This window comes from Fictibacillus marinisediminis (assembly GCF_023149135.1).
Taxonomy (GTDB): domain Bacteria; phylum Bacillota; class Bacilli; order Bacillales; family Fictibacillaceae; genus Fictibacillus_C; species Fictibacillus_C marinisediminis.
Genome location: NZ_JAIWJX010000002.1, coordinates 544,207 through 569,422 on the forward strand (window position 1 = coordinate 544,207; position 25,216 = coordinate 569,422).

Annotated in this window: 27 protein-coding genes; 18 read left to right on the top strand and 9 right to left on the bottom strand. The window is 44.9% G+C overall.

Annotated features, from left to right (window positions below):
• Window positions 1–51 precede the first annotated feature (51 nt).
• The 6 genes from LCY76_RS03070 (at window position 52) to LCY76_RS03095 (ending at window position 4,741) form a co-directional block, all read left to right on the top strand.
• Window positions 52–1,407: an FAD-binding oxidoreductase gene (locus LCY76_RS03070; RefSeq protein ID WP_248251414.1), complete on the top strand. Its 1,356-nt coding sequence runs from the start codon at window positions 52–54 to the stop codon at window positions 1,405–1,407.
• Between the two features lie 102 nt (window positions 1,408–1,509).
• Complete coding sequence (locus tag LCY76_RS03075; protein WP_248251415.1) at window positions 1,510–1,992, top strand: DinB family protein; 483 nt, start codon at window positions 1,510–1,512, stop codon at window positions 1,990–1,992.
• Window positions 1,993–2,053: 61 nt separating this feature from the next.
• Complete coding sequence (locus LCY76_RS03080; protein ID WP_248251416.1) at window positions 2,054–2,662, top strand: TetR/AcrR family transcriptional regulator; 609 nt, start codon at window positions 2,054–2,056, stop codon at window positions 2,660–2,662.
• 78 nt (window positions 2,663–2,740) lie between these two features.
• Window positions 2,741–3,802, top strand: coding sequence for an SDR family oxidoreductase (locus tag LCY76_RS03085; protein WP_248251417.1), 1,062 nt, complete (start codon window positions 2,741–2,743; stop codon window positions 3,800–3,802).
• 51 nt (window positions 3,803–3,853) lie between these two features.
• A complete protein-coding gene (locus tag LCY76_RS03090) occupies window positions 3,854–4,366 on the top strand; it encodes a DUF4442 domain-containing protein (RefSeq protein WP_248251418.1) in 513 nt (170 codons plus the stop codon).
• 12 nt (window positions 4,367–4,378) lie between these two features.
• Complete coding sequence (locus tag LCY76_RS03095; protein ID WP_248251419.1) at window positions 4,379–4,741, top strand: SCP2 sterol-binding domain-containing protein; 363 nt, start codon at window positions 4,379–4,381, stop codon at window positions 4,739–4,741.
• 35 nt (window positions 4,742–4,776) lie between these two features.
• Here the strand turns inward: LCY76_RS03095 and LCY76_RS03100 are convergent, their stop codons facing one another.
• On the bottom strand, window positions 4,777–5,796 hold the full coding sequence (locus tag LCY76_RS03100) for an NAD-dependent epimerase/dehydratase family protein (protein WP_248251420.1): 1,020 nt from the start codon (window positions 5,794–5,796) through the stop codon (window positions 4,777–4,779).
• A 155-nt stretch (window positions 5,797–5,951) separates the two neighbouring features.
• On the opposite strand from LCY76_RS03100, the gene LCY76_RS03105 reads away from it, so the two are divergent.
• The 3 genes from LCY76_RS03105 (at window position 5,952) to LCY76_RS03115 (ending at window position 8,312) form a co-directional block, all read left to right on the top strand.
• On the top strand, window positions 5,952–6,500 hold the full coding sequence (locus LCY76_RS03105; protein WP_336606241.1) for a M15 family metallopeptidase: 549 nt from the start codon (window positions 5,952–5,954) through the stop codon (window positions 6,498–6,500).
• A 15-nt stretch (window positions 6,501–6,515) separates the two neighbouring features.
• Window positions 6,516–6,947, top strand: a complete 432-nt coding sequence (locus LCY76_RS03110) for an SRPBCC domain-containing protein (RefSeq protein WP_248251421.1) — start codon at window positions 6,516–6,518, stop codon at window positions 6,945–6,947.
• Window positions 6,948–7,055: 108 nt separating this feature from the next.
• The gene (locus tag LCY76_RS03115) at window positions 7,056–8,312 is read left to right on the top strand and encodes a DUF445 domain-containing protein (RefSeq protein WP_248251422.1); all 1,257 of its coding nucleotides are present in this window, start codon (window positions 7,056–7,058) and stop codon (window positions 8,310–8,312) included.
• Window positions 8,313–8,364: 52 nt separating this feature from the next.
• On the opposite strand, the gene LCY76_RS03120 is transcribed toward LCY76_RS03115, so the two are convergent.
• From LCY76_RS03120 to LCY76_RS03135, 4 genes are all read right to left on the bottom strand, one after another.
• Complete coding sequence (locus LCY76_RS03120) at window positions 8,365–9,009, bottom strand: SDR family oxidoreductase (protein WP_248251423.1); 645 nt, start codon at window positions 9,007–9,009, stop codon at window positions 8,365–8,367.
• Between the two features lie 295 nt (window positions 9,010–9,304).
• Entirely contained in the window at window positions 9,305–9,871 is a 567-nt protein-coding gene (locus LCY76_RS03125; protein ID WP_248251424.1) for a hypothetical protein, read from the bottom strand.
• Between the two features lies 1 nt (window position 9,872).
• Window positions 9,873–10,778, bottom strand: coding sequence for a hypothetical protein (locus LCY76_RS03130; protein ID WP_248251425.1), 906 nt, complete (start codon window positions 10,776–10,778; stop codon window positions 9,873–9,875).
• A 38-nt stretch (window positions 10,779–10,816) separates the two neighbouring features.
• Complete coding sequence (locus LCY76_RS03135) at window positions 10,817–10,990, bottom strand: hypothetical protein (protein ID WP_248251426.1); 174 nt, start codon at window positions 10,988–10,990, stop codon at window positions 10,817–10,819.
• Between the two features lie 101 nt (window positions 10,991–11,091).
• Between LCY76_RS03135 and LCY76_RS03140 the strand changes: the two genes are divergently transcribed.
• The 4 genes from LCY76_RS03140 to LCY76_RS03155 all read left to right on the top strand — a co-directional run bounded on the left by LCY76_RS03140 (window position 11,092) and on the right by LCY76_RS03155 (window position 14,340).
• Window positions 11,092–11,754, top strand: coding sequence for an SIMPL domain-containing protein (locus tag LCY76_RS03140; RefSeq protein WP_248251427.1), 663 nt, complete (start codon window positions 11,092–11,094; stop codon window positions 11,752–11,754).
• Between the two features lie 97 nt (window positions 11,755–11,851).
• Window positions 11,852–12,781 carry an ABC transporter ATP-binding protein gene (locus LCY76_RS03145; RefSeq protein ID WP_248251428.1) on the top strand — a complete coding sequence of 310 codons (930 nt, stop codon included), beginning with the start codon at window positions 11,852–11,854 and terminating at the stop codon, window positions 12,779–12,781.
• Window positions 12,778–13,878 carry an ABC transporter permease gene (locus LCY76_RS03150; RefSeq protein WP_248251429.1) on the top strand — a complete coding sequence of 367 codons (1,101 nt, stop codon included), beginning with the start codon at window positions 12,778–12,780 and terminating at the stop codon, window positions 13,876–13,878. Before LCY76_RS03145 ends, LCY76_RS03150 begins: the two co-directional genes overlap by 4 nt.
• 27 nt (window positions 13,879–13,905) lie before the next feature.
• Complete coding sequence (locus LCY76_RS03155) at window positions 13,906–14,340, top strand: DUF6526 family protein (RefSeq protein ID WP_248251430.1); 435 nt, start codon at window positions 13,906–13,908, stop codon at window positions 14,338–14,340.
• 229 nt (window positions 14,341–14,569) lie between these two features.
• Here LCY76_RS03155 and LCY76_RS03160 read toward each other — a convergent pair whose 3' ends face one another.
• The 4 genes from LCY76_RS03160 to LCY76_RS03175 form a co-directional block, all read right to left on the bottom strand.
• The gene (locus LCY76_RS03160; RefSeq protein ID WP_248251431.1) at window positions 14,570–15,868 is read right to left on the bottom strand and encodes a CitMHS family transporter; all 1,299 of its coding nucleotides are present in this window, start codon (window positions 15,866–15,868) and stop codon (window positions 14,570–14,572) included.
• A 151-nt stretch (window positions 15,869–16,019) separates the two neighbouring features.
• Window positions 16,020–16,697 (bottom strand): response regulator, encoded by a 678-nt coding sequence (locus tag LCY76_RS03165; RefSeq protein WP_248251432.1) that lies wholly within the window; start codon window positions 16,695–16,697, stop codon window positions 16,020–16,022.
• Window positions 16,669–18,294 carry an ATP-binding protein gene (locus LCY76_RS03170; RefSeq protein ID WP_248254571.1) on the bottom strand — a complete coding sequence of 542 codons (1,626 nt, stop codon included), beginning with the start codon at window positions 18,292–18,294 and terminating at the stop codon, window positions 16,669–16,671. The genes LCY76_RS03165 and LCY76_RS03170 overlap by 29 nt, the downstream gene beginning before the upstream one ends.
• A gap of 300 nt (window positions 18,295–18,594) precedes the next feature.
• On the bottom strand, window positions 18,595–20,253 hold the full coding sequence (locus LCY76_RS03175) for a glutamine--tRNA ligase/YqeY domain fusion protein (RefSeq protein ID WP_248251433.1): 1,659 nt from the start codon (window positions 20,251–20,253) through the stop codon (window positions 18,595–18,597).
• Between the two features lie 313 nt (window positions 20,254–20,566).
• Here LCY76_RS03175 and LCY76_RS03180 point away from each other — a divergent pair, with 313 nt between their 5' ends.
• From LCY76_RS03180 to LCY76_RS03200, 5 genes are all read left to right on the top strand, one after another.
• The gene (locus LCY76_RS03180; protein ID WP_062238730.1) at window positions 20,567–21,739 is read left to right on the top strand and encodes an ABC transporter substrate-binding protein; all 1,173 of its coding nucleotides are present in this window, start codon (window positions 20,567–20,569) and stop codon (window positions 21,737–21,739) included.
• 77 nt (window positions 21,740–21,816) lie between these two features.
• The gene (locus LCY76_RS03185) at window positions 21,817–22,695 is read left to right on the top strand and encodes a branched-chain amino acid ABC transporter permease (RefSeq protein ID WP_091007719.1); all 879 of its coding nucleotides are present in this window, start codon (window positions 21,817–21,819) and stop codon (window positions 22,693–22,695) included.
• A gap of 12 nt (window positions 22,696–22,707) precedes the next feature.
• Complete coding sequence (locus LCY76_RS03190; RefSeq protein WP_053355774.1) at window positions 22,708–23,682, top strand: branched-chain amino acid ABC transporter permease; 975 nt, start codon at window positions 22,708–22,710, stop codon at window positions 23,680–23,682.
• Window positions 23,657–24,436, top strand: coding sequence for an ABC transporter ATP-binding protein (locus LCY76_RS03195; RefSeq protein WP_248251434.1), 780 nt, complete (start codon window positions 23,657–23,659; stop codon window positions 24,434–24,436). The genes LCY76_RS03190 and LCY76_RS03195 overlap by 26 nt, the downstream gene beginning before the upstream one ends.
• Window positions 24,436–25,143: an ABC transporter ATP-binding protein gene (locus LCY76_RS03200; protein WP_248251435.1), complete on the top strand. Its 708-nt coding sequence runs from the start codon at window positions 24,436–24,438 to the stop codon at window positions 25,141–25,143. The genes LCY76_RS03195 and LCY76_RS03200 overlap by 1 nt, the downstream gene beginning before the upstream one ends.
• Window positions 25,144–25,216 lie beyond the last annotated feature (73 nt).

Genomic DNA, 25,216 nt, shown 5'->3' on the forward strand with positions numbered 1-25,216 from the left:
GTTATGATAGGGAGTTTTTTTCTCCACTATGTATAGATAGAGGATAGTCACATGAAAAAACTCAATCTTAAAGGGCTGACGGGCGAAGTCGTTACCCGATTTAGCCCTTCATACGAAGAAGCACGGCAGGAATGGAACCGGGCTGTTCAAAAATTCCCTCTTGTCATTTTGTACTGCACTAACACAGGGGACGTCAGCAATGCGATCATCTGGGCAAGAAAACATGAAGTGCAGATCAGGATTCGTTCGGGAGGGCACCATTATGAAGGCTACTCGATTGGAAATGGTGTTATTGTTGTTGATCTAAGCAGGATGGATGGCATTATGCTTAACGCTAAAGAACAGCTTAAAGTTCAAGGCGGAGTGAAGAACGGACAGCTATATGCATTCGTTGGTTCTTTAGGCTATCCTTTTCCGGGAGGAACGTGTCCGGTTGGGGTCAGCGGTTATACGCTTGGCGGCGGATGGGGATTTTCCAGCCGGTATTTAGGACTTGGGTGTGACAGCCTGATCGAACTCGAAATTGTGGATTATACAGGAAGAATACTGACGGCAAATCAATTCGTCAATGGAGATTTGTTCTGGGCTTGCCGGGGTGCCGGAGGAGGAAACTTTGGTATCGTTGTTTCCATGACATTTGCCCTTCCTGAAAAAGTAGATAAAATTTCTTTCGTCGAAATCTATGCGCCAAAAGCGGATGCAAAAATGCAGGAAACCTTTCTGAACGCCTGGCAATATTGGCTGGAGGATTTGGACGAGAGAATGACCGTTAATGCAAGCCTTTTTAACTCTTTGGAGGAAGGGATGGCGATCTACGGACGCGGCTTTTTCTATGGTTCGCCTGAGGAAGCCGCTGAGGTGATGGAACCGCTGCTGAACAATGGGGAGATCCAGCTGTTCGTTACACAATTGTCATTTTTAGAGGCGGTAAGAGCGGTAGAAGCGACCTATCCAGAGTATGAGCGTTTTAAATCTACGGGAAGATTTGTGTACAGGAAATACAGTGAAAAAGAGATCCGAAATATTGTCGGGCTGATCAGCAAGCGGGCTGAGGGGTCAATTTACGCAGCTATTACGGTATATGCTTTAGGAGGAAAGGCCAGCCAGATCAATCCTTTTGAAACGGCATTCTTTTATCGGCAGGCTGATTATATTATGGGAATTCAAACGGTCTGGACCGTTCCGGGATTTGCCGAAGAGAACACACAGTGGCTGAAGAAAAGATTTCCGTATGTAAAATCCCTGACAAAAGGGTCTTTTGTCAACTTCCCATACAGCCATTTGAGGCATTATGAAAAAGAGTATTTCGGATGGAATGCACCGCGATTAAAAAAAGTAAATAAAAAATATGATCCCTATAATGTCTTCACCTTTCCTCAGGGAATCAACGGATCACCCCGGCCATAATCCGGCAGTAAAGTGCTGGATTTTTTGTGTTCTTTAATAAAGGGTAAAGACGAGGAACATCGAATTAGTTTATATTGGAAATTAGAGATAGGAGCGATAAAAATGGTGGAAGAATACTATCAAAATTGGCTCAAACACCGGACTGTACTGCACGATCTGCTGGATCAGATAGGGCCGGAGCATGTGTTTTTTAAACCGTGGAAAGATGGCTTTTCAATGGGAGAGCTGGCAGTTCATATCGCAGGTTCCACAGATATGTTTTTGGAAACGATTAAAAACGGGCAGTTTGTATCGCCTGCCACACCGCGCGAGTTTCAAACGATGGATGAGGTGCGGGAGATCGTTCAGGAGTTCACTCAAAAATCAAAAAGGGATTTTTCTGTTCTGGAAAGTTCTCATTTGAGCAAGGAAATTGATATTTTCGGGTATGAGGCGCCAGGGAAGTATTGGATTGAAAGTTTAATTGATCATGAGATTCACCATAAAGGACAGCTGTTTGTGTATGCTCGTATGACAGGCGCAGAGAAGGTTCCTTTTTTCAAGCAGCTCCCTTCAAGAGCAGTAAATGATGCTGCAGCCGATTGACAGGGGCTGCAAGTTATACGTACAATACGAGTACGTACTCGTACACATATGAAAGAATGGAATGATGAATGTGCTTTTTGTAACAGAAATGCCGACAGAAGCCAGAGACAAAATGCTGTATGCCGCGCTCCAGCTCTATACGGTTAAGGGATATAAGGAAACGTCAGTCCTTGAGATCGTTGAGCTGGCGAGGGTGTCAAAAACAACATTCTATCAATCGTTTGGCAGCAAAGAGGAGCTGCTTGCCGCGCTTTGTACACAGCTGGCTGAAGAGATCATTGCAGATGTGGATGCTGCTGTTCAAAGGGAAGAGAAAATAAGCGAAAAAGCCTACGCAGGCATCCGCCGTTATATTGAAATATGCGAAATGAAGTCTAGCGCTGCCAAACTATTATTAATTGATTCAGTGGGTGTAAGCCTTACGGTAGAGAATGTTCGCCGGGAAGCTTATCGCCGATTTGCCAGCCTGCTCTATAATACGGTTCAGGGGACCATGCCAGCATCCGTTCCTGATCAGGAAGTATTGGTCGTCTCACAGGCCATGGTCGGTGCGGTCAATGAGGTCGTCATCCAAACCCTGTTTGAATCAGACATTGAGCTGGATTTGGACCGGCTGGCCCGCTTGCTTAACCGGATTGTTGTCGGAGCTTATGTCAATCTATCGTTATAAAATCAGCTGTTTGCTGGTTTTATAGGGAAGTAGTACCAGTACGTATTCGTATTTACTGCTAAAGGAGGCGAATGGTTCATGAAAGGATGTTTATTGACAGGTTATCCTGGTTTTCTTGCCTCAAAGCTACTGAAAGAAATGCAGCGGCGAAATGAAGATACGCAATTCGCGCTTATTGTCCACCCCAGCCAGCTGGATAAAGCAGAGCGCCTGGCAGCTAACAAGCAAAATGTGCGTCTTTTTGCAGGAGATATTACGAAGGAAGGACTTGATTTGGATGCTGAACAAACAGAATGGCTGAGGGAACAAATGACACATGTCTTTCATCTGGCTGCGGTTTATGATCTTGCCGTACCAAAAAAGATTGCAGAAGACGTCAACATAACGGGCACTCGCAATGTGAACACCTTCGCTCAATCACTTCCACTCTTAGAGCGCTACATCTACTTCAGCACAGCCTATGTTTCAGGAAAAAGGGTTGGCGTTATTAAAGAAGATGAGCTTGATCAAGGACAGGCCTTTAAGAACCATTACGAATCTACAAAGTTTGAAGCAGAAAAGCTCGTGGCAGAGCTTAAAAATGTACCTTACACCATTATTCGGCCTGGGGTAGTGGTGGGACATTCCGTGACCGGGGAGACGGTTAAGTTTGATGGCCCATATTTTATTATGCGCTTTTTAGACCGTCTTCGATATATACCCATTCCTTATTTGGGCAAGTCGGAGGCCCTGTTCAACGTTGTGCCTGCTGACTATATCGTTGATGCCACATTGTGTCTGGCGCAATCAGAAGACGCCGTAAATCGGGCGTTCCACCTCACAGATCCTTCACCTTATGAAAGCCGGGAGCTTTACCGCATGGTTTGCAAAGAGCTGCTCGGCAAAACACCTTCGTGGACCATTTCACCAGCGCTTGTTGAATTTGCTCTTTCTATTTCCATATTCCGGCGCTTTTTTAAAGTAGAAAAGGAAGCGCTTGAGTATTTCCGATGTACCTCACAATATGATGCTTCAGGAGCCAAGGGCGTGCTCGCAAAAGGCGGCGTTCAATGTCCTGATTTTAAAGATTATGTGTCCAGCATGGTGAAATATTATAAAACGCACAGAAGAGATCCCGATAAATTAATTCAAGTGAAGTAGGAGGACAGTAAAATTTCGAAAACACTCATAGCGAAGAAAGGGGTGTTCAAGATGAAAGAATCCTGGAAGACGAGGATTGTCCGCTGCGGCTTTAACTTGTTTCCTGCCTTTAGAGGGACGGGAGCAAGAGTCATCTATATTGCTGGAGACTATTCGGAGATCCGCATCAAGCTGCCGCTTAACTGGCGTACCCGAAATTATGTCGGCACGATCTTTGGCGGCAGCATGTATGGTGCGGTGGATCCCATCTATATGTACATGTTCTTAAAAATGCTCGGCAATGATTATATCGTATGGGATAAAGCCGCCTCCATCCGGTTTAAAAAGCCGGGAAAAAGCACATTGTACGCTACGTTTAAGATAACGAATGAAGAGCTGGATGAAGTTAAGAGAGCGCTTGAGGGAAAACGGAGTCTTGACCGGGTGTATGACGTGGAGCTTGTTGATGAGAGCGGCACGGTCCATGCCGTAGTGGAGAAAACCATTTATATCCGAAAAAAAGACAGGGAAAGCAATCTGTCATCAGGGAACGTTGTCTCATTGCCAAAATCAGAATCCAAATAAGGAGGAAGAGAAATGCCAAAAGCGATCGAAGAATTGACTGTACAGGAAACGGTAAAAAAAATTGAACAGGTACTGAATAAAAATCCGGGACCGATTCAAGGAGTTCATGCTGCGTATCAATATGACATCACAGACGAGGAATACTCGTTTCAGCTTCACTTGAATGACGGAAGTGCAAAAGTAGTGGAAAATTTTGAAGAGCGGGCAGATTGTGTCATCCTCATCTCTTATCCCAACTTCAAGAAAATGCTTTTAGGCAAACTGAACGGTACCGCCGCCTTCATGATGGGGAAATTGAAAGTCAAAGGCGATGCCGGCAAGGCATTGAAGGTGGAAGCCCTATTGCGTGAATACAATATGGCCGATCATTTTTAAATGATGTGTATAAGAAGAAGCAAAAACTCAGCCTGTTACGGCTGAGTTTTTGCATGATGAAGCCTCATGATCTCGTCTTCAGCTTCGTAGTCCAATCCGTGAGTTTCTGGAGGGTTTTTTAATTCCCAATCAATCGTACGTTTCAAGCCATCTTCCAATGAAACCGTTTCTGTAAATCCTAATTCGCTCCGTATTTTATCAGAAGTGAAGATGACATCTTGTTCAGCATTAATTCCCCAGGAGTAGGTTTCGGTAAGTTTGCTGTCTGGCAAAACAACAATTTTTCCTTTCCATTGGAGAGAGGTGGCCAGCTTCTTTACCCATTCCTTCATGGTGAATGCTTCGTTCTCACCGAGATTGTAGATCTTGCCTTTTGCCTGATCATTTAATACAGCCTGCACAATACCCTCCGCCATATTTTCTACATAGCCACGGGTCCAGCGCCAGCCGGCAAGGCTTTCTGAAAGCAGAATGTAAGGCCGTTGATCACTCATTGGCTTTAAAAAAGAATACCACCGATGCTGTTTATCGTTCGGTCCATATACCGCAGGGAGCCTAATGATTGTACCCTCAATCCCGGGGGCATTCATCACCACACGCTCCACCAAAATTTTATCGTAGTTGCGCCTTTCCTCTGTTTTTGCAAACTCTCTATGTGGATACAGATTGTGGCGTAAAACACCATTTTCATCAATGGGTACCGGTTCAATCGCACCCTTTTCGGTCCCGTTAACAAGTCCGAAGGCACGATACACATCCTGTGAGCTGGCCACAATCACCCGATTGACAATGCTATCAAGAGTTTGGACTAATGTTTTCGCCTGTCGTTCAGTGAGACAAATCATATCCAATACTGCGTCAGGTTTCAGTTCTTGAATTTTTGAACGAAAAGAAGAGAGATCATTTCTGTCGCCAAGCATTTCATGCACCCCGGCAGGCAATTCTGTTCTAGTTTGCCCTCTGTGAAAAACCGTGACCTCGTGTCCAAGGTTAAACAATCGTTTAATGACCTCTGGACCCATAAAGCTTGTGCCGCCTATCACCAATACACGCATCCTCATCGCTCCTTTTTACATAAAAATTTAATTGTACGTAAAGTCATTTTATTACGAAAATTCAGAAAATGTCAATCTTTATGTGGTAGTGTAAGCTTGTGGTACGATGAAAGAAGAGTAACGTGTATCCAGACAAGGGAGGAGAAATTCAACAGGTGAGTGCTGCAAAATCAACTTCCAGACTGGGAAGCTGGCTGATCTTTGTTGTTATTCTTGGGCTTTTATTCTACTTGTACATTGATCGTGAGAAAGCCAAGAGAGAGGTTCCGCTGCCGGCCAAACTTCATCCGGCCGTGGAAGAAAATAAAGAGAAACTGATTCAAAGAGCGAAAGAGAAAGGGATTTCCATCGTCATCACGGATGGTTTCCGTTCCATAAAAAAACAGGATGAGCTGTACGAAAAAGGCCGTACGAAAGAAGGCGATATCGTCACTACTGTTAAAGGCGGAGAATCCTACCATAATTACGGACTGGCGATTGATTTTGCGCTTCAGACCAAGGAGGGGGATGTCGTGTGGGACACAGAGCGCGACAGCAACCGTAATAACAAACCTGATTGGATGGAGGTCGTCTCCATTGCCAAAACGTTAGGCTTTACATGGGGCGGTGACTGGGAGTTCAAAGATTATCCCCATCTGCAAATGGATTTCGGTCTAAGCATGAGAGATTTGAAAAATGGTGAACGGCCGCCAAAACAAGGATAGAGAAAGGGAAGCAGAATGAAAGAATTATTGACTGAATACCTTCTGCCTTACCCGATGGAAGCAGTATGGAAGGTTATAGCTGACACAGGAACACATTCGTTCTGGAATCCGCAGATTGTTTCTATCAAAGGTGAGTGCAGGAAAGGAAACAGATTATCTGTTCGAGTAAAATCACCGATCGGCAAGGGCATCCCTTTTCGTTTTCAAGCGAAGGTACTGGATTTTGAACCGAACAGAAAGCTGGCATGGACGGGCGGAGTACCAGGCATCTTGACCGGCTATCATTACTGGGAGCTGACTGATTTCGGAGACAGGACCAAAGTGGTTCAAGGGGAGCGGTTTAATGGTTTATTTACCGCTTTTTTGTCAACAAAGAGAATGAAAGCGATGCGTCCAGCCTATGAATCAGCCAACAGCGGGCTCGAAAGCTATCTGAAAGGGCGCTGAGCGCGGGCTTTCTGGCAGCTGATGGGTAAATTCTGGCGTCAAACTTTTCAGCCAATCCACTGTTTTATGGTATAGTTTTAAGCAAATGAATGTCAGAGGGAAGTTACCATGGAAAAAAAGGAAAAGAAATCAAAATACTTTGCGAAAATTTCATTGGGAGTAATGGGAGCAGGGTTTCTCGGAACCATTCCATTTCAAGATTCTTTTGTTGGAGAATTGCTTCAAGGGGGATTTGAGGCAGGACTCGTAGGGGGGCTGGCCGATTGGTTTGCGGTCACCGCGCTCTTTCGCCATCCTCTTGGCATACCGATTCCTCACACGGCTCTACTTCCAAAAAACCGTGACAGGATGATGAAAGCCATCGTATCCATGCTTGAAAATGATTGGCTGACAAAAGAAAGTATCCAGGGGAAAATTCAGCAAATCAAAATTACAGAGAAGCTAATAAAAATTGCTGAGAAAGAATTGGATTCAGATACCTTTCATAAGGGAGTCGGAACATTTCTTCAGCAGGCGATACGCCATATAAATCCGGAAAATATCGCTCCATATATTGAAAAAGAGCTGAAGAACTATCTGCGCTCCCTGGATGCTGCAGGCTTTCTTCAGACCATGATTAATAAGGCTCTAGACAGAAATCTGCATGATCAAGCCTTCGATTATATTTTGGTTGAGACACAAAAGTGGATGGCAAAGGAAGATACAAAAAGAAAAATCGGCAAAATGGCGAAACAACTGCTGGACAATACAGAGGCCGATGGCTTTATTAAAATGGCCCTTCAATCGTTTAGCAATTTTATTAATGAAGAAAAGCTGGGGAATATCCTTCAGCCATTTTTTCTTAAAAGAATTATTCTGCTGCAAGACGGAGATAATCCATACCGGCAGTTAATCCTCAATCGAATCCGCAAAGAGTTAGAAAGTGTACAAGACCGAGAAAATTTGGCGGCTGAACTTAATGAGTGGAAAGATAACCTGGTCAATACATGGAGTCCTGCGGATCAAATTACAAACATTCTGGGACAGGTTCAAAATAAATTGCTGCTGCTGACTCAAGATGAAGCGTTTATCGATCGGTATGTGATTTCATTTATTAGAGACCTCGTCGATCGAACGAAAAATGATCCGGAAAAAATCGACAGCATTGAAAGATGGCTGCAAAACCAAATTTCCACTTTGATTGAAAGCAACCATTCCAAAATAGGCAATCTTGTGAAAGAGAATCTAGATAAGCTGGATAATGAAACATTGATCGATATGATGGAAAACAATGTAGGCAAAGAATTACAGTGGATCAGGGTGAACGGAGCGATTTGCGGGTTTTTAATAGGACTTATCTTAACGACATTTAAGGCACTCGTCTAAAAATAAAGAAGGCTGGCTTCAAAAGATCACAACTTTTGGGCCAGCCTTTTTATTATAGGTTCTTCAAAGCGTCTGGAATCGAGTGATCTCCTGAAATCAAATCAAACGAGCGTTTAAATGTATGTTCTTCGGTTAGAGCAGCCAACACAGTTTGCGCGACATCTTCACGTGGGATGGAGGCTCTTCCGAGGTTTTTGCTTGCTTCGACCTTTCCTGTGCCAGGCTCGTTCAATAGTCCGCCTGGCCGTACGATCGTGTAGTTCAAGCTGCTGCTTTCAAGAATTTTATCTGCATAGTGTTTGGCCGCGTAATAGGGCCGAAGCTTTTCGTTCCAGTTTTCCCGGTTGTGCGCCTGTAAAGCACTGACTATCACAAAACGGTCGACGCCGGCCTGTTCAGCAGCTTCTACCATTTTAGCCGCTCCGTCCAAATCAACGAGCAGGGTTTTGTCAGAGCCGGTGCTGCCTCCGGATCCGGCCGAGAAAATAATCGCATCGCTTTCCTTAACGGCTTCTGCCAATTCAGAAACACTGCCCTCCAGGTTCGCCACTACGGTTTGAGCTCCTAGCTTCTCCAGTTCATTCGCTTGTTCCGGGTTTCGAATCATCGCCCGGACGGAATGCTCCGAACTGCTTCCCAAGAGCTCAACCAGTTTACGTCCAATTTGTCCATTTGCTCCTACTAAAAAGACTTTCATCTCGACACTCTCCTTTTTCTATAGGATTGACAACTCACCTCAAAGTATTTCAAACGGCGGTTAATCGTACAAATTTCCTGCTCACATGGTGAAATGAATAAGGTGAAATATGGATTGTATTACAAATTTATAGGGCCTGGATATTTGGTTGCGTTGGACTGGAGCAACAAGAGAGTATGCCGATACTCATTATTGCAGGATTATAATGAATCTTTCGGGGTGGAATTATACAAGTTGGAAAAAATAGTAAATAAAAAAGAGAGGATGTCCTCTCTTTTTTACTGCCAGCAATCTATCATTCAACTGCTAAAACCTTCCCATACTTCCTTAACAGCAGCAAAAACATAACCTCCACTAGAAGGGAAAGCAGCAAGAACGCAACAGTGTAAGCCGTCACCAAATCCCCAACTATATTCATGGTGAAAGGTAGAGTTATGTTAAAAATAAGCATGACAGCCATATAGGAAATAAAACGGTATCTGGCCGTAGCATAGAGCTGTTGATCTCCTTTTTTCATCGCGATATCCAGCAGGATCTGAAACACATAGAAAACGAGAATCAGCTTTATAATTCCAATGACTTGTGTATAGATCGGCCAAAGGCTCAAATCAAATATGTGTCCGGAAGTACTGCCGTTGACGGAATTTTGCTGGATAAAGACGGTAGGGATAGATATAAACACCAGGCCTAATGCCAAATACTTTGCTTTTAATATGGCCGGGCTTTTTAGTTTCAGTAAACTAAGACCGGAGAAGACCATATAGTAGCCGATCGGGTCTGGAAGGATATCGATCGCTATAATATGAATTTCAATCAAGATCAATAGAAATCCCCAGAACAGCTTGTGAAAACTTTCTCTCATTTCACCCGCCCCCGTTCTTGGAAATGATGCGATCGACATCGTTCTGGCTGAGGACCGGCTGAAAGTTCACCAATGCTGTGGAAACAAAGGGCTTTCCTTTACTTGTTCCGTGAAGCTTTACAGAAAAATCGCAGTACGCAAGAGTACTAGCTTTAAACCTTGTGGCTAGTTCAATCCAATCCTTCTGTTTTAGTTTTATGCTAAAGTTCTTATGCGGATTTAAAGTCTGGTAGCTGCTATGACTCTTTTTCTCATAATCCGTCCAGCCGGAAGGGTCATCGTTTTCGCCTTCCTTACTCAAAGCTTCCTGATCGGTATTTGCTTTCACTGAAACCATTCTTTCCGTTTCTTTTTCAAAAGGCAGACTGACACTTGTCAGCGTAATTGGTTTCAATACCTGAAATAGTCCTGTATCCCCAGAATTGCTTCCGCTTGCAATCTGCTCCTCCAGAATTTTATCATCCTTATATTGTTTATGGATCGTCACATGCCCGATATCGGCCGTAAAGGTCTGGCCATTGCTCATAACAACCTTCATTATATTAAAAGAAAAAGCTCCTTTATTCTTCATCTGTGAAAGCATATCCTTTAGTGAGACGGTAAACACTTTTAAATCCTGATGAGTGTATTCCTGTTCAACGGAAGGATTATTTTCACCCGCCATAAAATCATCTTGGGAGTAGGGTAACACAACAGCGTCCTTAATACGGACACTTTGTATATCTTGCTTGTCTTCACGATTTGCCAAGTAATAAAATTTTAAATATTGATCTCCGTCATCTGCTGCCTCGTAAAAGTGCTTTAAAAAGATCGGATGCTCAATCTGCTTTGACTGATAATAGAGGGAGTTGCCGATCCAACTTAACACAGCCAGAATAATGCCTGCCCAAAACCACTTTTCTCTCACATACGTTCCCCCTTAAACAATATCCTTATTTTACCATATTATGAAACTAACGAGTAATCCTTTTCGTTAAAAATCCCTTTTACACCCACACATCTGGTCAACAAAAGGGGCGATCCTTCACTCTGACCGGAAGCTGTCTGTTCAGCTGCTTCTGATGACGAGCCATTTATCAGCTCTGCATAAAAAGGAATGCCATTTAAAAGCTGTGCCATCCTCAGCCTCTTAAAGGTGAGCTGTCTTTAGGGGGCTTTGTTATGAGCCTGCGTTGTACCGCATAGACTATGATGTAACGGTACAATGGGGAGGGGCTTAGATGTATTACAACCGGCCGGAATTTACAGCTGACCACATGAGGAACATCATCAAGGTAACCGGTGAGGGTTCCGTATTTGCCGTACCCGATCAAGCCAAGCTTTCCTTAGGCGTAATCACGGAAAATAAAGATGTGAACACTGCGCAAAAGCAGAACAATGAGATCATGGCGAACGTCATTCATGGATTGTTAACGATGGGGATCAAGAACAAAGACATCCAGACCTCACTCTATCGCATTGAACCGCAATATGTTTATGAGAACGGACAGCAGAATCTTAAAGGCTATCAGGTAAACCATCAGCTTCAGGTGACGGTGGATGATGTGGGCAGGACGGGAGTCGTGATTGATACAGCGGTCAGCCAGGGAGCAAATTCCGTATCATCGATTCAGTTCACTGTGTCTTCTCCAGATGCTTTTTATAACCGAGCTCTGTCGCTTGCAGTAAACAGTGCACAGCAAAAAGCGATGGCTATATCCCGTGATCTTGGTGTCACGCTCAATCGGGTTCCGGCAAAAGTAACAGAGCTGTCAAAGGGCATCCATCCAGGGCCTGTTCCGTTTCAGGGAGCGATGCTGTCACAGGGAAGTTCCGTGCCGATCCAGACTGGAGAGAATGAGATTACGGCCCGTATTGAGGCAGAATTTTTTTATACTCCATAAAAAAACATAAATTTCAAAAGAAATGAGTTAGAATCTTATTAAAGGGATCTAGCTCTTTTTTTATGAATGAAAGTTTTTTATAGGATGGAGGATGGCAATGAGTTCACAGGAGCCCATTATTAAAGTAGAGCATCTCGTGAAACGCTATGGTGATTTTATCGCCGTAAAGGGAGTTGACTTTGAAGTACATAAAGGTGAAGTATTCGGGCTGCTCGGTCCGAACGGCGCCGGAAAAACGACAACGCTGGAAATGCTTGTCGGCCTGAGAAAACCGGATGAAGGAACAGCCTGGATCGGTGAATTTGATATTAAGAAGCACCTGGAACACGTCAAGGAAGTGATTGGAGTACAGCTTCAATCTACGACGCTGTTTGAACTGCTGACCGTTGAAGAGATTTTGAAAATGTATGCCAGCTTCTATCCCAAGCATATATCCATCCCGGATCTGATCGAAGACATGATTTTAACCGATAAGCGTAAAAGCCGGATCAAAAGCTTATCAGGCGGCCAAAAGCAAAGGCTGGCGATTGCGCTGGCACTCGTGCACGATCCTTGGATCATTTTCCTGGATGAACCGACAACAGGACTTGATCCGCAGGCTCGGCGTACCTTGTGGGATATTATTCTGAATTTGAAGGAAAGAGGAAAGACGGTCATGCTGACAACGCACTATATGGATGAAGCTCATGTGCTCTGTGACCGGATTGCCATTATGGATCAGGGACAGCTGATCGCACTGGATACACCTGAGAATCTGGTGAAAAATCTTCAGTCGGACAGCGCCGTTGAGTTCCGTTTAACAGAAGATGCACCCATCCTGGATTTAAAAGAAATTGAAGGGGTCAAGCAGACAGGCAGCCATAAGGATGTTCAAGTGCTTTATACCGATAATCTACAGCAGACGCTGACCAGCCTGATTCAGACCGCATCTGAAAAAGATCTGAAACTGACCGATCTGCAGACACGCACCGCCACTTTGGAGGATGTGTTCATCCATATGACAGGAAGGAGCTTGAGAGAAGGATGAAAGCATACTGGCAATTAACGTTAGCTCAATTACGCATTTTCCTGCGCAACCGCCAGGTCTTGTTCTGGACGCTTGCGTTTCCGATCTTCCTCATGGTCATGCTCGGCTCTTTTCTCGGCAATGGAAACGGCGTGTCGGTCACGATCGGATATGTGGATCAGGATCAATCTGTCCAATCTAAACAGCTTGCAAGTCTTTTGAAGAAAAACGAAGCGATATCACTCGAAAAATCATCGAGTAAAAAAGAGGCGCTCTCCAAGCTGAAAAAAGGAGACGTCCAGCTTGTACTGCAGGTCCCGAAAGGCTATGAAACAAGGATGAAGAGTGCGGCTCAGGGTGAAAAGCCATTCAGGCTTCCTGTTTTTTATAATGAAACGAACATGGCTGTCTCGCAGGTTGGACAGCAGCTCGTGAATAATGCAGTCGATGCCATCAGTAAACAGAAGGCGGATTATAAGCCATCGGTGGTCATCAACCCAAAAGGTGTAGAGACGCTGAATCTCCGCTATATCGACTTTCTTGTCCCGGGGATCGTGGCGATGATGATCATGAGCAACAACATGAACGGGGTAGCAGGACAGATCGCATCATGGCGCGAACGCGGAATCTTGCGAAGGATGCAGGGAACGACATTGAAAGCCCACACCTTTATCGCGGCACAGATTACCGCCCGGCTGATGCTGAATGGGTTACAAGCGCTCATCGTTCTTGGCGTCGCCCGGCTCGTATTTGATGTAGAAATCCGGGGATCGTGGCTGACCCTCGTCAGCTTTGTCATCTTGGGTACACTCGCGTTCATGGCGATTGGCTTTATCATTGCAGGGATTGCCAAAACACCGGAAAGTGCAGGACCGATCGCAGGCTTCCTATCTTTTCCGATGCTGTTTTTGGGCGGAGTGTTCTTTCCAATTAAAAATATGCCGGAATTTCTTCAGCCGATCGTGCATATCCTTCCCATAGCTCACTTAACAACTGCGATGAGGGAGACGATGAATGTTGGCGCTTCGTTTATGAGCCTGGGAACAGAGGCCCTGATTCTTGGCTGCTGGCTGATTGGTGCCTTTATAGTAGCGAGCCTCACGTTTAAGTGGGAATAAGAAGTTCGAAAATTAGGAGGAAAAAACATGGAAAATCAAAACTATCAAAACCATACACGGATGCATCCGTTGTTTCATTATGTCCTGTCCCTTTTCGTGCTGGGAACACTCGTAACAGCACTGGTTTACTTTGTCCGTTCGCTGAGTAATGGAGAGAATGTACTCCTTGCCTGTGTGGTGCTTTTAGCGGCAGGGTCACTGGTTATTCTATTTTTACTCGTAAGAAGTTATCCGCTGAAGGCGCAAGACCGGGCCATCCGTGCCGAAGAGAATCTGCGGCACTTTGTACTAACCGGCAAGCTCATGGATTCCAGGCTGACAACCGGACAGATTGTCGCTTTACGCTTTGCCAGTGATCAAGAACTGCCAGCGTTGAGCCAAAGAGCAGCTGAAGAAAGTTTGCGTTCTAAAGAAATTAAGCAGGCGATCAATGAATGGCGCGGGGATTACTATCGGGTATAGGAAAAAACAGCCGTTTTGGCTGTTTTTTTCTATGGGTATGGCTCTGTAAATAGATTTACCCGCTGAAATGAAACATTTACCCGCCAAAACAGACGATTTACCTGCTAAAATCCAAAAATACCCTCCGAAACAAAAGAAATACCCGCCAAAACGATATTATGGAAACTAGCACACTATCATAAGCAAAAAAAAGAAAGGAAAGGCACGCTGCCTTCCTTTCTTTTTAAACTCAAAACGGAATGATCGTTAAGACGAGAGCTACGAGAATCATTACCGCGGTTGCACCACAGGCCCATTTCAGGAAGCCTCGCTGCAAGTCTCCGAAGTCTTCGCCTACCATGCCGACTAATAGATAAGTAGAAGGGACCAATGGACTTAATAGATGGACCGGCAATCCTAAAAGGGAAGCGCGTCCGATCATGGCTGGATCAATGCCGTATCCAGCAGCTGCTTTGGCAAGCAAAGGCAGGACGCCGTAATAAAAGGCATCATTGGACATGAAAAAGGTAAACGGTGCAGAGATGATGGCTGTAATGAGCGCAAAGTGTGAACCCAATGCATCAGGGACATGTGTGATCATCGTGTTGGCCATAGCATCGACCATTTTTGTACCTGAAAGAATTCCTGTGAAAATACCTGCGGCAAAAACCATCGTGACGACAGATAAGGCATTATCAGCATAGTTGGCAATTCTTTCTTTCTGGTCACGCAGTTTTGGATAATTCATCGTAATGGCAATAGCAAAGCCAATCATAAATAAAACAGTTGTTGGCAAAAGTTCTTTGATCAATGCAACAAGAAGCAGGATTGTTAGCAGATAGTTCACTACGATGAGCTTTGGACGCTTTAAACCGACAGCATCAGCATCAACAGCAGCGGCCTGCATCGCCATTGTTTTATAATCAATCTCAAGAACACCTACACGGCTGCGTTCTTTTTTTCCGAGAATAAAGGCCATGAACAGGACGAACACTACGCCGCCGATCATGGATGGAATAACAGGCGTAAAGATATCAGACATCTCGAGGTGCAGCGCTGTCATCGCTCTGGCAGTAGGACCGCCCCATGGAAGGAGGTTCATCACACCGGACGCAGATACGGCAATACCGGCCAAAACAAGAGGCCTCATGCCAATTCTTTTGTACAATGGAAGCATTGCTGAGATGGTGATCATGTAGGTCGTCGTGCCGTCACCATCTAACGAAATTAACAAAGCCAGTACTGCTGTTCCGATGGCGATCTTTACAGGATCTCCTTTTACAACTTTCAGAATGCTTGAGATAATGGGATCAAACACACCGGCATCAATCATAATGCCGAAGAAGAGAATGGCGAACAGGATCATGATTCCTGTAGGCGCTACACTTTTTATGCCCTCAAGCGCCATCGGTCCGATATCTTTGCCGAATCCGCCAATCAAGGCGAAAGCTACAGGGACAACCATCAAGGCGATCATGGCGGTCAGGCGTTTTGTCATAATTAAAACCATGAATGTAAGTATCATTAAAAAACCTAATAATGCGAGCATCGTCTTCACCCCTTTTGTAAGTAAGTTGAGTGTAAACAAAATATTCTGAAATGAAAACGTTTTCAAAATAAAGTTATTAAAGTACTTTAAATTAATTTTGTACATAAAGTTCATGAGAAAACTAAAAGAGGACGGCGATTTCGCCATCCTCTTACAGGGGATAATATTTCTTTTCGGGGCGGCCGACAATGCCGTAGACAACTTCGGCTTTGGATTCGTTTATGGAGGAGAGGTACTCGAGATACCGGCGCGCAGTAATTCTTGAAGCTCCAATCTCGTTTCCGACTTCCTCTGCAGAAAGCCCGTCCCTTTTTGCCTGAAGGACGGCCTTCACTTTGCCCAGTGTGATCTCATCGATTCCTTTTGGGAAGCTGGTTCCTTTTTTGGATTGCTCAAGTTTCCTCTTATCAAAAATCAAATCAATCAGGTTTTGATTCACTTGTTCATTGGATGAAAGGAGATTATGCTTTTTAATAAATGACTGGATGATCTCATCAAATCGTTCCCGGCTCACAGGTTTGATTAAATAATTCTCCGCGCCATATCCCAGGGCTTTCTCAAGGAACTCCTTGTCCGTCGCGGCTGTAATCATGATAATACTCAGTTTAGGAAAGTGCTCACGGATGAGAGGGAGGAGATCAGAGCCCAGCATATCAGGCAGATACACATCAAGAAGAAGCAGGTCGGGTTCCGTTGTTTTCAGCAATTGCAGCGTCTGTTCTCCGGTCAATGCCTTTCCGACCACCTCAATCTCATTGAATTTCTTCAAAAACTTTTCATGTATATCGGCTATTCGAAAATCATCTTCGGCTATCGCTGCTTTGATCATATGAATCAGCTCCCTTATCATTCTTAGGAAGATACACCGTAAATACAGTACCAGTGCCTGGATTACTTTGCACTTCAATTATTCCATTCATATCCCGTACCGCTTCGTCCGCATTTGATAAGCCATATCCTCTTGGTTCATCTCCGTCTTTAGAAGTGTAGCCCCGATTGAAGAGAAGCGGTATTTCTTTATCGTTTATTCCTTTGCCATTATCCTCAATTTCAAAAATAATTTCACTGCCGATATCGGTAACAAAAAGCGTGACTTTCGGACTCTTCACATGATAAACCGCTTCGAAAGCGTTATCAATTAAATTTCCAAGAATAACAATTAAGCTGGAGAGCTTGAAGTGTGCCGGCAGTTCTTCCAGAAAACTATCAGAAGCGATCTCAAACTGTATTTTTTTCTCAGAAGCTTTTCCCAGCTTGCCTAATAGAATCGCTTGTACTTTTGTATCTTTAATTTGGTTAAAGACGACGGCATTTTGAAATTGCAGGACCTGTGTTTCGCTTTTGATCATACTGATGGCCTGCTCATATTCACCAAGCTGCAAGAGACCATACAGAACATATAATTTATTGGTAAACTCATGGGTTTGCGAACGAAGGTCTTCAGAATACTGTTTGACTTCAGAAAGGGTATTGATCATCTGCTCCACCTCTGTTTTGTCCCGGAAGGAAGCAACCACACCGCTGATCTTGTTTTGATGAAAGAGAGGGGTACAGTTAACGATCACTGTTTTATCTTTCCAAAACATCTCTTTATCACTTTGGGGGTTACCGTGCTTTAACACCTCATAAAGATAAGCGGAGGGAAAGAGGCCGTCCACTTTCATATGCCGGACAGATCCTTCAATATCGAGCAGCTTCTTGGCCGATTGGTTCATATTCGTTATCCGTCCTTCTTTATCAATGGCCAATATGCCCTCTTTAACGGAATGATACACAGCGTTCTTTTCTTTATACAGTGCGGCGATCTCATACGGTTCAAGCCCCATCGTATCTCGCCGGATATCTCTAGAAAGGATATAGCTCCCAATCACAGATACCAGCAGTGCGATAAGAGAAACAAAAAGGACTTTTAAGAAGTTGTTCATGATCTGTTCATGAATGTCTTCCAACAAAAATCCTACGGAAACGAGGCCGATGATCTTTCCTTGCTGGTTATAGATCGGGGATTTTCCTCTGAGAGAGGGACCGAGAGAACCTTTTGCCTGTGAAACGTAATACTCCCCTTTAAGAGCTCTGTCATTATCGCCCCCAGTCATTTTTCTTCCGATTTCTGAAGGGATGGGATGTGAATAGCGGATGCCGGATGTGTTGCCGACCACAATGAATTCAGCACCAGTATGTTTACGTATCTTTTCAACGAGAGGCTGTATCGTTTTGGATGGATCGCTCGATTGGAAAGCATCAATAACCGTAGGCATGAAGGATATGGATTTTGATAACTCGAGGGCCAGCCGTCCTTTATTTTCTTCAATTTGTTTACTCTCTTTATAACTGAAATACCCTGTCAGCAACAAGATCAGCAATGCACCCAATAGCAGGACGAGCCCGAGTATTTTAATCTGCAGCGAAACTTTTATGGCTTTCAGGCGGCATTCCTCCTTGTTTCTTTGTTTCTACTATACGCCAAAGCGTCTGTTTCCTTCAAATCGATATTGTTTGGACGGTCTGCCTCGGCGTTGATTCGGTTTACCTGCCGAAATGAGAGATTTACCCGCGGAAACAGAGAATTTACCCGCCAAAATTTGAAAATACCCGCGGAAACAGCAGAAATATCCGCCAACACGGCATTATGGAAACTAGCGACGCTCCGATCAGCGTTCATTCAATCACAAAAAAAACCGGCCCGAGAGGCAGTTGCCCCTAAAGAACCGGTTTTTACTCTAAGCTTAGAGCTTGAATGAACTTTTCAATGATACGATGCGGTTGAATACGATCTTGTCCTCGGCCGTGTGCTTTGGATCGACGTTAAAGTAGCCGTGGCGGAAGAACTGGAACTTGTCCTGCGGCTTCGCGTCCTTCATGTTTGGCTCGATGAACCCTTCTTGGATGGTCAATGAGTCTTCGTTGACGAAATCGATAAACGTTTTGTCTTCACTCTCATCAGCAGCCTTCAGATCTTCATCGCGGATTAACGGCTCGTATAATCGGAACTCAGCTGGAATGGCCTGTGAAGCATCCACCCAGTGAAGGGTCCCTTTTACTTTACGGCCTGTAAAACCGCTGCCGCTCTTCGTTTCCACATCATACGTACAGTGAAGCTCGATGACATTTCCATCCTCGTCTTTGATGACATCCTCACATTTAATGAAGTACGCATGCTTTAAGCGGACTTCGTTGCCAGGGAAGAGGCGGAAGTATTTCTTTGGAGGGTTCTCCATGAAGTCATCCTGTTCCACATAGATCTCACGTGAAAAAGGAATTTGGCGTGTGCCCATCTCAGGGTTCTCAGGGTTGATTTCCGCATCCAGCATTTCAACTTGTCCTTCAGGATAGTTCGTAATGACGACTTTTAACGGATTCAGGATACCCATCGTACGAGGAGCCTTCATCTTTAGGTCTTCACGCACAAAGTGCTCAAGCATCGCTTCGTCTACAGCACCGGATCCTTTGGAAACACCGGTCGCTTGTACAAATTCACGGATCGCTTCAGGGGTATATCCTTTGCGGCGAAGTCCGGAAATGGTCGGCATGCGCGGATCATCCCAGCCGTCAACATAGCCTTCGTCAACAAGCTGTTTTAATTTACGTTTGCTCATGACTGTATTTTCGATATTCAGACGGCCGAACTCGATTTGCTGAGGCTGGCTTTCCATCTCGCACTCTGCTACCACCCAGTTATAAAGAGGACGCTGTTCTTCAAACTCAGTCGTACAAAGAGAGTGGGTTACACCCTCAATGGCATCCTCAAGCGGATGAGCGAACGCGTACATTGGGTAGATGCACCAAGCGTCTCCTGTATTATGGTGGGTCGCGTGGGATACACGGTAGATCACCGGATCACGCATGTTGATGTTCCCGGACGCCATGTCGATTTTGGCGCGGAGCACTTTTTCACCATTCTGGAATTCGCCTTTGCGCATGCGGTCAAAGAGGTCAAGGTTTTCTTCAACAGAACGGTCACGGTACGGGCTGTCTTTTCCGGGTTCAGTTAACGTTCCGCGGTATTCGCGGATCTCATCCGGTGACAGATCATCGACGTATGCTTTTCCTTTTTTGATAAGCAGGACAGCGCGGCTGTACATTTCCTCAAAATAGTCGGAGGCGAAGCGAAGGTTTTCCCATTCATAGCCCAGCCATGCGACATCGTTTTTGATCGAATCGACATACTCACGGTCTTCTTTAAGTGGATTGGTATCGTCGAAGCGAAGGTTGGTCTGCCCGTTAAACTCGTCGGCGAGCCCAAAATTTATAACAATGGATTTGGCGTGCCCGATGTGCAGGTAACCGTTCGGTTCTGGCGGGAAACGAGTGATGACGGTGTCCCTTTTTCCGGATTCCAAATCCTCTTTAATGATGCTTCTAATAAAATTCGAATTTTCTTCCATCCCGTATCAGCCTTTCTGTTAACATTCTATCTCACCATTATATCATTCACAGCAAGGAAACAAAATTGCCTTTAGCTACCTTAGCTATTATAAACAAAAAAAACTGTAAATCGCGCATCAATCTCTGGCCTTTTTTCGTTTTTTGTCTTTTTTTATAAAATTTTAGAAAACAAGCAGGAATTTTGCGCTAGAAAAAATACGGTAGACGAGTTTGGAAATCTCGTGTAAAATATTTTCAGAATATTGATTTTATTTACAATATTTAAATATTGTAGGTAGTTTTCATTTTCACAAAAAATAGGGGGATGAGAAAATGAAGAAGAGAAAACTTGCTGGGATCTTTCTTTCCTTGTCATTATCAGCAGGAGTCATGGCGGGCTGCGGTGCAGCATCGACAGGCGGTTCAGGAGGAAAAGAAACAATTAAAGTCGGGGCCAACCTTGAGCTCTCAGGAGGCGTAGCTTCCTACGGACAATCCATCGCAGAGGGACTTCAGCTTGGATTGGATGAAATCAATAAAAAAGGGATTAAAGGCAAGAAAATCAAGCTTGTGAAAGTAGACAATAAATCGGAAGCGGCAGAAGCGACGAACGGAGCAGTGAAGCTCGTCAGCCAGGATAAAGTAGCGGCTGTAATCGGTGCTGCAACGAGTACGAATACACTGGCTCAGGTACAGATCGCTCAAAGCAACAAAGTTCCGCTCGTCACACCGACAGGAACAAACCCTGATATTACAAATAAAGACGGCAAAGTGAATGATTATGTGTTCCGTACATGTTTCATCGATCCGTTCCAGGGAACAGTGGCTGCGAACTTTGCGACAGATAAATTGAAAACGAGTAAAGCGGCTGTGTTCATCGACAGTGCGAGCGATTACTCCAAAGGGCTGGCTTCAGCGTTTAAATCTGCTTATAAGAAAAACGGCGGCAGCATCGTGGCCGAGGAAGCCTATGTCGCTAAAGATACCGACTTCCGTGCAACACTTACCCGCTTAAAAGCAGCAAAGCCGGACTTCATTTTCCTTCCTGGCTATTATGAGGAAGTCGGCTTGATCATCAAGCAAGCGCGTGAGATCGGCATTACAGCACCATTCATGGGCGGAGACGGCTGGGATTCTCCTAAACTTGTAGAGATCGCCGGACCGGAAGCGCTCAATAACACGTACATCACGAACCACTATTCTTCTGGAGACCCTGATAAGAAGATTCAGGACTTTGTAAATGCATTCAAGAAGAAATATAAAGGGAAATCTCCAGATGCCTTTAGTGCACTTGGATATGATACAGCGTACTACCTTGCTGATGCCATCAAGCGTTCAGGCGATGCCAGCCCTGAAAAAATTGCAAAAGCATTAGCGAAGACAAAAGATCTTTCCCTTGTTTCCGGTAAATTGACATTGGATAAGAAACATGACCCGATCAAATCAGCATCTATTCTTGAGTACAAAGACGGCAAACAAGAGTTTAATACAAAAATCAATCCATAAGAGCAGTTTAACGAATAGGGGGCTCCGTCCCCCTATTCTGTGTTTTCAGGAATTGGACATATTAAGGAGTGTCGGAGATGGAACTCATACAACAGCTGGTCAATGGTATATCACTCGGCAGTATCTATGCCCTCATTGCTCTTGGCTACACGATGGTATATGGAATTGTTAAATTGATCAACTTCGCGCATGGCGATGTTTTTATGGTAGGTGCCTTTGTAGGCTTCTATTCCATTACAGTTTTGCACATCCCATTTGTCTTATCATTGATTCTTGCCATGGCGGTCTGTGCGATTTTCGGGGTACTGATCGAACGCATCGCGTATAAACCGCTAAGGAACGCTACTCGGATCGCGGCATTGATTACAGCGATCGGTGTCTCTCTTTTAATTGAGTACGGCTTTATCTATGTAAGGGGTGCACAGCCTGAAGCGTACCCTGGCGATGTATTGCCGGAACATGCTATCCACATTTTTGGCGCGAAAATTAACAGCCAGTCGCTGCTGATCCTCGGTGTTTCGGTAGCGCTCATGATCATTTTACAGTTCATCGTACATAAAACGAAAATCGGTAAAGCAATGCGTGCTGTATCCTTTGATGCAGAAGCAGCACAGCTGATGGGGATTAACGTTGACCGTACAATTTCTGCTACCTTCGCGATCGGCTCAGCGCTTGCAGGGGCAGCGGGTGTTATTTTCGGAGTTTACTATATTAAGATTGAACCTTTAATGGGTGTCATTCCTGGGCTAAAAGCCTTTGTTGCCGCTGTTCTTGGGGGAATCGGAATTCTTCCGGGGGCGATGGTGGGAGGATTGCTGCTGGGTGTCATCGAATCGCTCGTCAGTGCGTTTGGTTACTCTTTGTGGCGCGATGGGGCAGCGTTTGTTGTCCTTATCTTGATTCTCATCTTTCTTCCTTCAGGATTGTTCGGCAAATATAAAAGAGAAAAGGTATAAGGGGGAACGAATATGGCGATTTTTAAACAAGCTAAGCTCTTTTGGACATCCATCGTTTTGTCTCTCGTTATCTTTGGCGTTATCCAGTTCATGATCACGGGTCAAATGCTGAACCTCTTTTATGTAAATACACTGATCTTTATCGCTATTAATATCATATTGGCCGTCTCGCTTCACTTGATCATCGGGATTACAGGGCAGTTTTCTATTGGACATGCAGGCTTCCTTGCCGTAGGTGCGTATGCGTCGGGAATCATCACTATGAAACTGGAGCTTCCTTTTGCAGCAGCTCTTCTCGTTGGAGGATTGGTGGCCGCATTGGCGGGCTTTATTATCGGGTTTCCAAGTCTTCGGCTAAAAGGCGATTATCTTGCCATCGCAACTCTTGGATTTGGTGAGATTGTCCGTATTGTGTTTCTGAACCTGGATTATGTAGGCGGAGCGAGCGGCATGCAGGTCAACCACTTGACGACATGGCCGTGGGTCTTCGGCTGTATGCTCATTGCTATCCTTGTTATTGTAAACTTTACAAATTCCACACATGGCCGGGCATGTATTTCCATTCGGGAAGATGAAACCGCGGCTGACGCGATGGGAATCAATACGACCTATTATAAGGTTACTGCCTTTGTCATCGGCGCCTTCTTTGCCGGAATTGCGGGTGGGTTGTATGCTCATAACTTCTACATTATCCAGCCTTCGAACTTTGGATTCCTGAAATCATTTGATATTTTGATTTTCGTTGTACTCGGAGGGCTTGGCTCCTTATCGGGTTCTGTTATTGCAGCGATCCTTTTAACTGTTGTTTCCACGTTCCTGCAGGACTATCCTGAAACGAGGATGATCATCTACAGCATCGTCCTCATTGTTGTCATGCTGTACCGCCCTCAAGGATTGATGGGGACGAAAGAGATTACGTCAATCTTCAGCAAAGGAAAGAAGACGAAGGGAGGAGCGAAGGATGGAAACAAGCAAACCGTTGCTTAAGGTTGACAACATCGGTATTCGCTTTGGGGGGTTAAGAGCGGTTTCGGATGTGAACATTGAATTGTTTCCTGGCGAGATGGCAGGACTGATCGGACCTAACGGTGCCGGGAAAACAACCTTTTTTAATATGCTGACCGGGGTTTATGTTCCAACGGAAGGGGAAATCTCGCTGAACGGGAAAAGGCTGAACAACCTTCCTCCTTACAAGATTACGAGAAATGGAATCAGCCGGACGTTCCAGAATATACGGCTGTTTGGGGAACTGTCCGTTATTGATAATGTAAAAGTGGCTTACCATTCGCAGGCTAAGCATACTCTTTTCACCTCGATTTTCAGGCTTCCGGGACATTTTTCCGGAGAAAAGGAAATGGACGTGAAAGCGACAGAGTTCTTGAAGATTTTTAATTTGGACAGATTTAAAGATGAAAAGGCGAAGAACCTGCCATATGGCCAGCAGCGCCGTCTGGAGATCGCGCGTGCCCTGGCCGCCAACCCGAAGCTCTTGCTGCTCGACGAACCGGCCGCCGGGATGAATCCTCATGAGACAAAAGAATTAATGAATCTGATCGCCTTCATCCGGAAGCAATTCAATCTGACCGTTCTTCTCATTGAGCATGATATGCCGCTTGTCATGGGTGTCTGTGAACGGATTTACGTTCTTGACCATGGCCAGCTCATTGCTGAAGGGACACCATCAGAAATTAAGAACAACCCAAAAGTCATCGAAGCGTATCTGGGCGAGGAGGTTTCATAATGCTGAAGGTAGAGGATATTAACGTTTATTATGGCAACATTCAGGCGCTTGAGGGCATATCGCTTGAAATCAATCAAGGCGAGATCGTTACGCTGATCGGTGCGAACGGAGCCGGCAAAAGTACTCTGCTTAAAACCGTTTCCGGACTGTTGAAACCGAAGCAGGGGAAAATCCTTTATGAGGGCAAATCGATCAATGGAAAAGCCGCACAAATGATTGTAAAACAGGGAATCTCTCATGTTCCTGAAGGCCGCCGTGTGTTTGCGAATATGACCGTAGAGGAAAATCTTCAGCTCGGCGCGTTCTTAAGGAAAGATAAAGACGGAATTAAGCAGGACCTGGAAAAGGTGTATGAGCTTTTTCCAAGACTGCTTGAGCGGCTGAAACAGCAGGCCGGAACACTGTCCGGAGGGGAGCAGCAGATGCTTGCCATGGGGCGGGCATTGATGGCCAGGCCGAGATTGCTGCTGCTTGATGAGCCTTCCATGGGACTGGCGCCGCTGTTGGTTAAGACGATTTTTCGTATAATCGAAGAGATCAACAAAGCGGGAACGACTATTTTACTCGTGGAGCAAAATGCGAATCTGGCGCTTTCCATCGCTAACCGTGCGTATGTCGTAGAGACAGGGCGAATCGTGCTGTCAGGTAATGCAGCGGAGCTCACTTCAAGCGAGCAGGTGAAAATGGCCTATCTTGGCGGACATTAATAAAAGATTCATAAAAACCGGTTCCTTATGGAGCTGGTTTTTTTGCAGGTACAAGTTTATGGGACAGCAGATT

Coding starts and splice junctions, on each gene's coding strand:
- LCY76_RS03070 (WP_248251414.1), top strand. CDS start 52: ATGAAAAAACTCAATCTTAAAGGGCTGACGGGCGAAGTCGTTACCCGA.
- LCY76_RS03075 (WP_248251415.1), top strand. CDS start 1,510: ATGGTGGAAGAATACTATCAAAATTGGCTCAAACACCGGACTGTACTG.
- LCY76_RS03080 (WP_248251416.1), top strand. CDS start 2,054: ATGATGAATGTGCTTTTTGTAACAGAAATGCCGACAGAAGCCAGAGAC.
- LCY76_RS03085 (WP_248251417.1), top strand. CDS start 2,741: ATGAAAGGATGTTTATTGACAGGTTATCCTGGTTTTCTTGCCTCAAAG.
- LCY76_RS03090 (WP_248251418.1), top strand. CDS start 3,854: ATGAAAGAATCCTGGAAGACGAGGATTGTCCGCTGCGGCTTTAACTTG.
- LCY76_RS03095 (WP_248251419.1), top strand. CDS start 4,379: ATGCCAAAAGCGATCGAAGAATTGACTGTACAGGAAACGGTAAAAAAA.
- LCY76_RS03100 (WP_248251420.1), bottom strand. CDS start 5,796: ATGCGTGTATTGGTGATAGGCGGCACAAGCTTTATGGGTCCAGAGGTC.
- LCY76_RS03110 (WP_248251421.1), top strand. CDS start 6,516: ATGAAAGAATTATTGACTGAATACCTTCTGCCTTACCCGATGGAAGCA.
- LCY76_RS03115 (WP_248251422.1), top strand. CDS start 7,056: ATGGAAAAAAAGGAAAAGAAATCAAAATACTTTGCGAAAATTTCATTG.
- LCY76_RS03120 (WP_248251423.1), bottom strand. CDS start 9,009: ATGAAAGTCTTTTTAGTAGGAGCAAATGGACAAATTGGACGTAAACTG.
- LCY76_RS03125 (WP_248251424.1), bottom strand. CDS start 9,871: ATGAGAGAAAGTTTTCACAAGCTGTTCTGGGGATTTCTATTGATCTTG.
- LCY76_RS03135 (WP_248251426.1), bottom strand. CDS start 10,990: ATGGCACAGCTTTTAAATGGCATTCCTTTTTATGCAGAGCTGATAAAT.
- LCY76_RS03140 (WP_248251427.1), top strand. CDS start 11,092: ATGTATTACAACCGGCCGGAATTTACAGCTGACCACATGAGGAACATC.
- LCY76_RS03145 (WP_248251428.1), top strand. CDS start 11,852: ATGAGTTCACAGGAGCCCATTATTAAAGTAGAGCATCTCGTGAAACGC.
- LCY76_RS03150 (WP_248251429.1), top strand. CDS start 12,778: ATGAAAGCATACTGGCAATTAACGTTAGCTCAATTACGCATTTTCCTG.
- LCY76_RS03155 (WP_248251430.1), top strand. CDS start 13,906: ATGGAAAATCAAAACTATCAAAACCATACACGGATGCATCCGTTGTTT.
- LCY76_RS03160 (WP_248251431.1), bottom strand. CDS start 15,868: ATGCTCGCATTATTAGGTTTTTTAATGATACTTACATTCATGGTTTTA.
- LCY76_RS03165 (WP_248251432.1), bottom strand. CDS start 16,697: ATGATCAAAGCAGCGATAGCCGAAGATGATTTTCGAATAGCCGATATA.
- LCY76_RS03175 (WP_248251433.1), bottom strand. CDS start 20,253: ATGGAAGAAAATTCGAATTTTATTAGAAGCATCATTAAAGAGGATTTG.
- LCY76_RS03180 (WP_062238730.1), top strand. CDS start 20,567: ATGAAGAAGAGAAAACTTGCTGGGATCTTTCTTTCCTTGTCATTATCA.
- LCY76_RS03185 (WP_091007719.1), top strand. CDS start 21,817: ATGGAACTCATACAACAGCTGGTCAATGGTATATCACTCGGCAGTATC.
- LCY76_RS03190 (WP_053355774.1), top strand. CDS start 22,708: ATGGCGATTTTTAAACAAGCTAAGCTCTTTTGGACATCCATCGTTTTG.
- LCY76_RS03195 (WP_248251434.1), top strand. CDS start 23,657: ATGGAAACAAGCAAACCGTTGCTTAAGGTTGACAACATCGGTATTCGC.
- LCY76_RS03200 (WP_248251435.1), top strand. CDS start 24,436: ATGCTGAAGGTAGAGGATATTAACGTTTATTATGGCAACATTCAGGCG.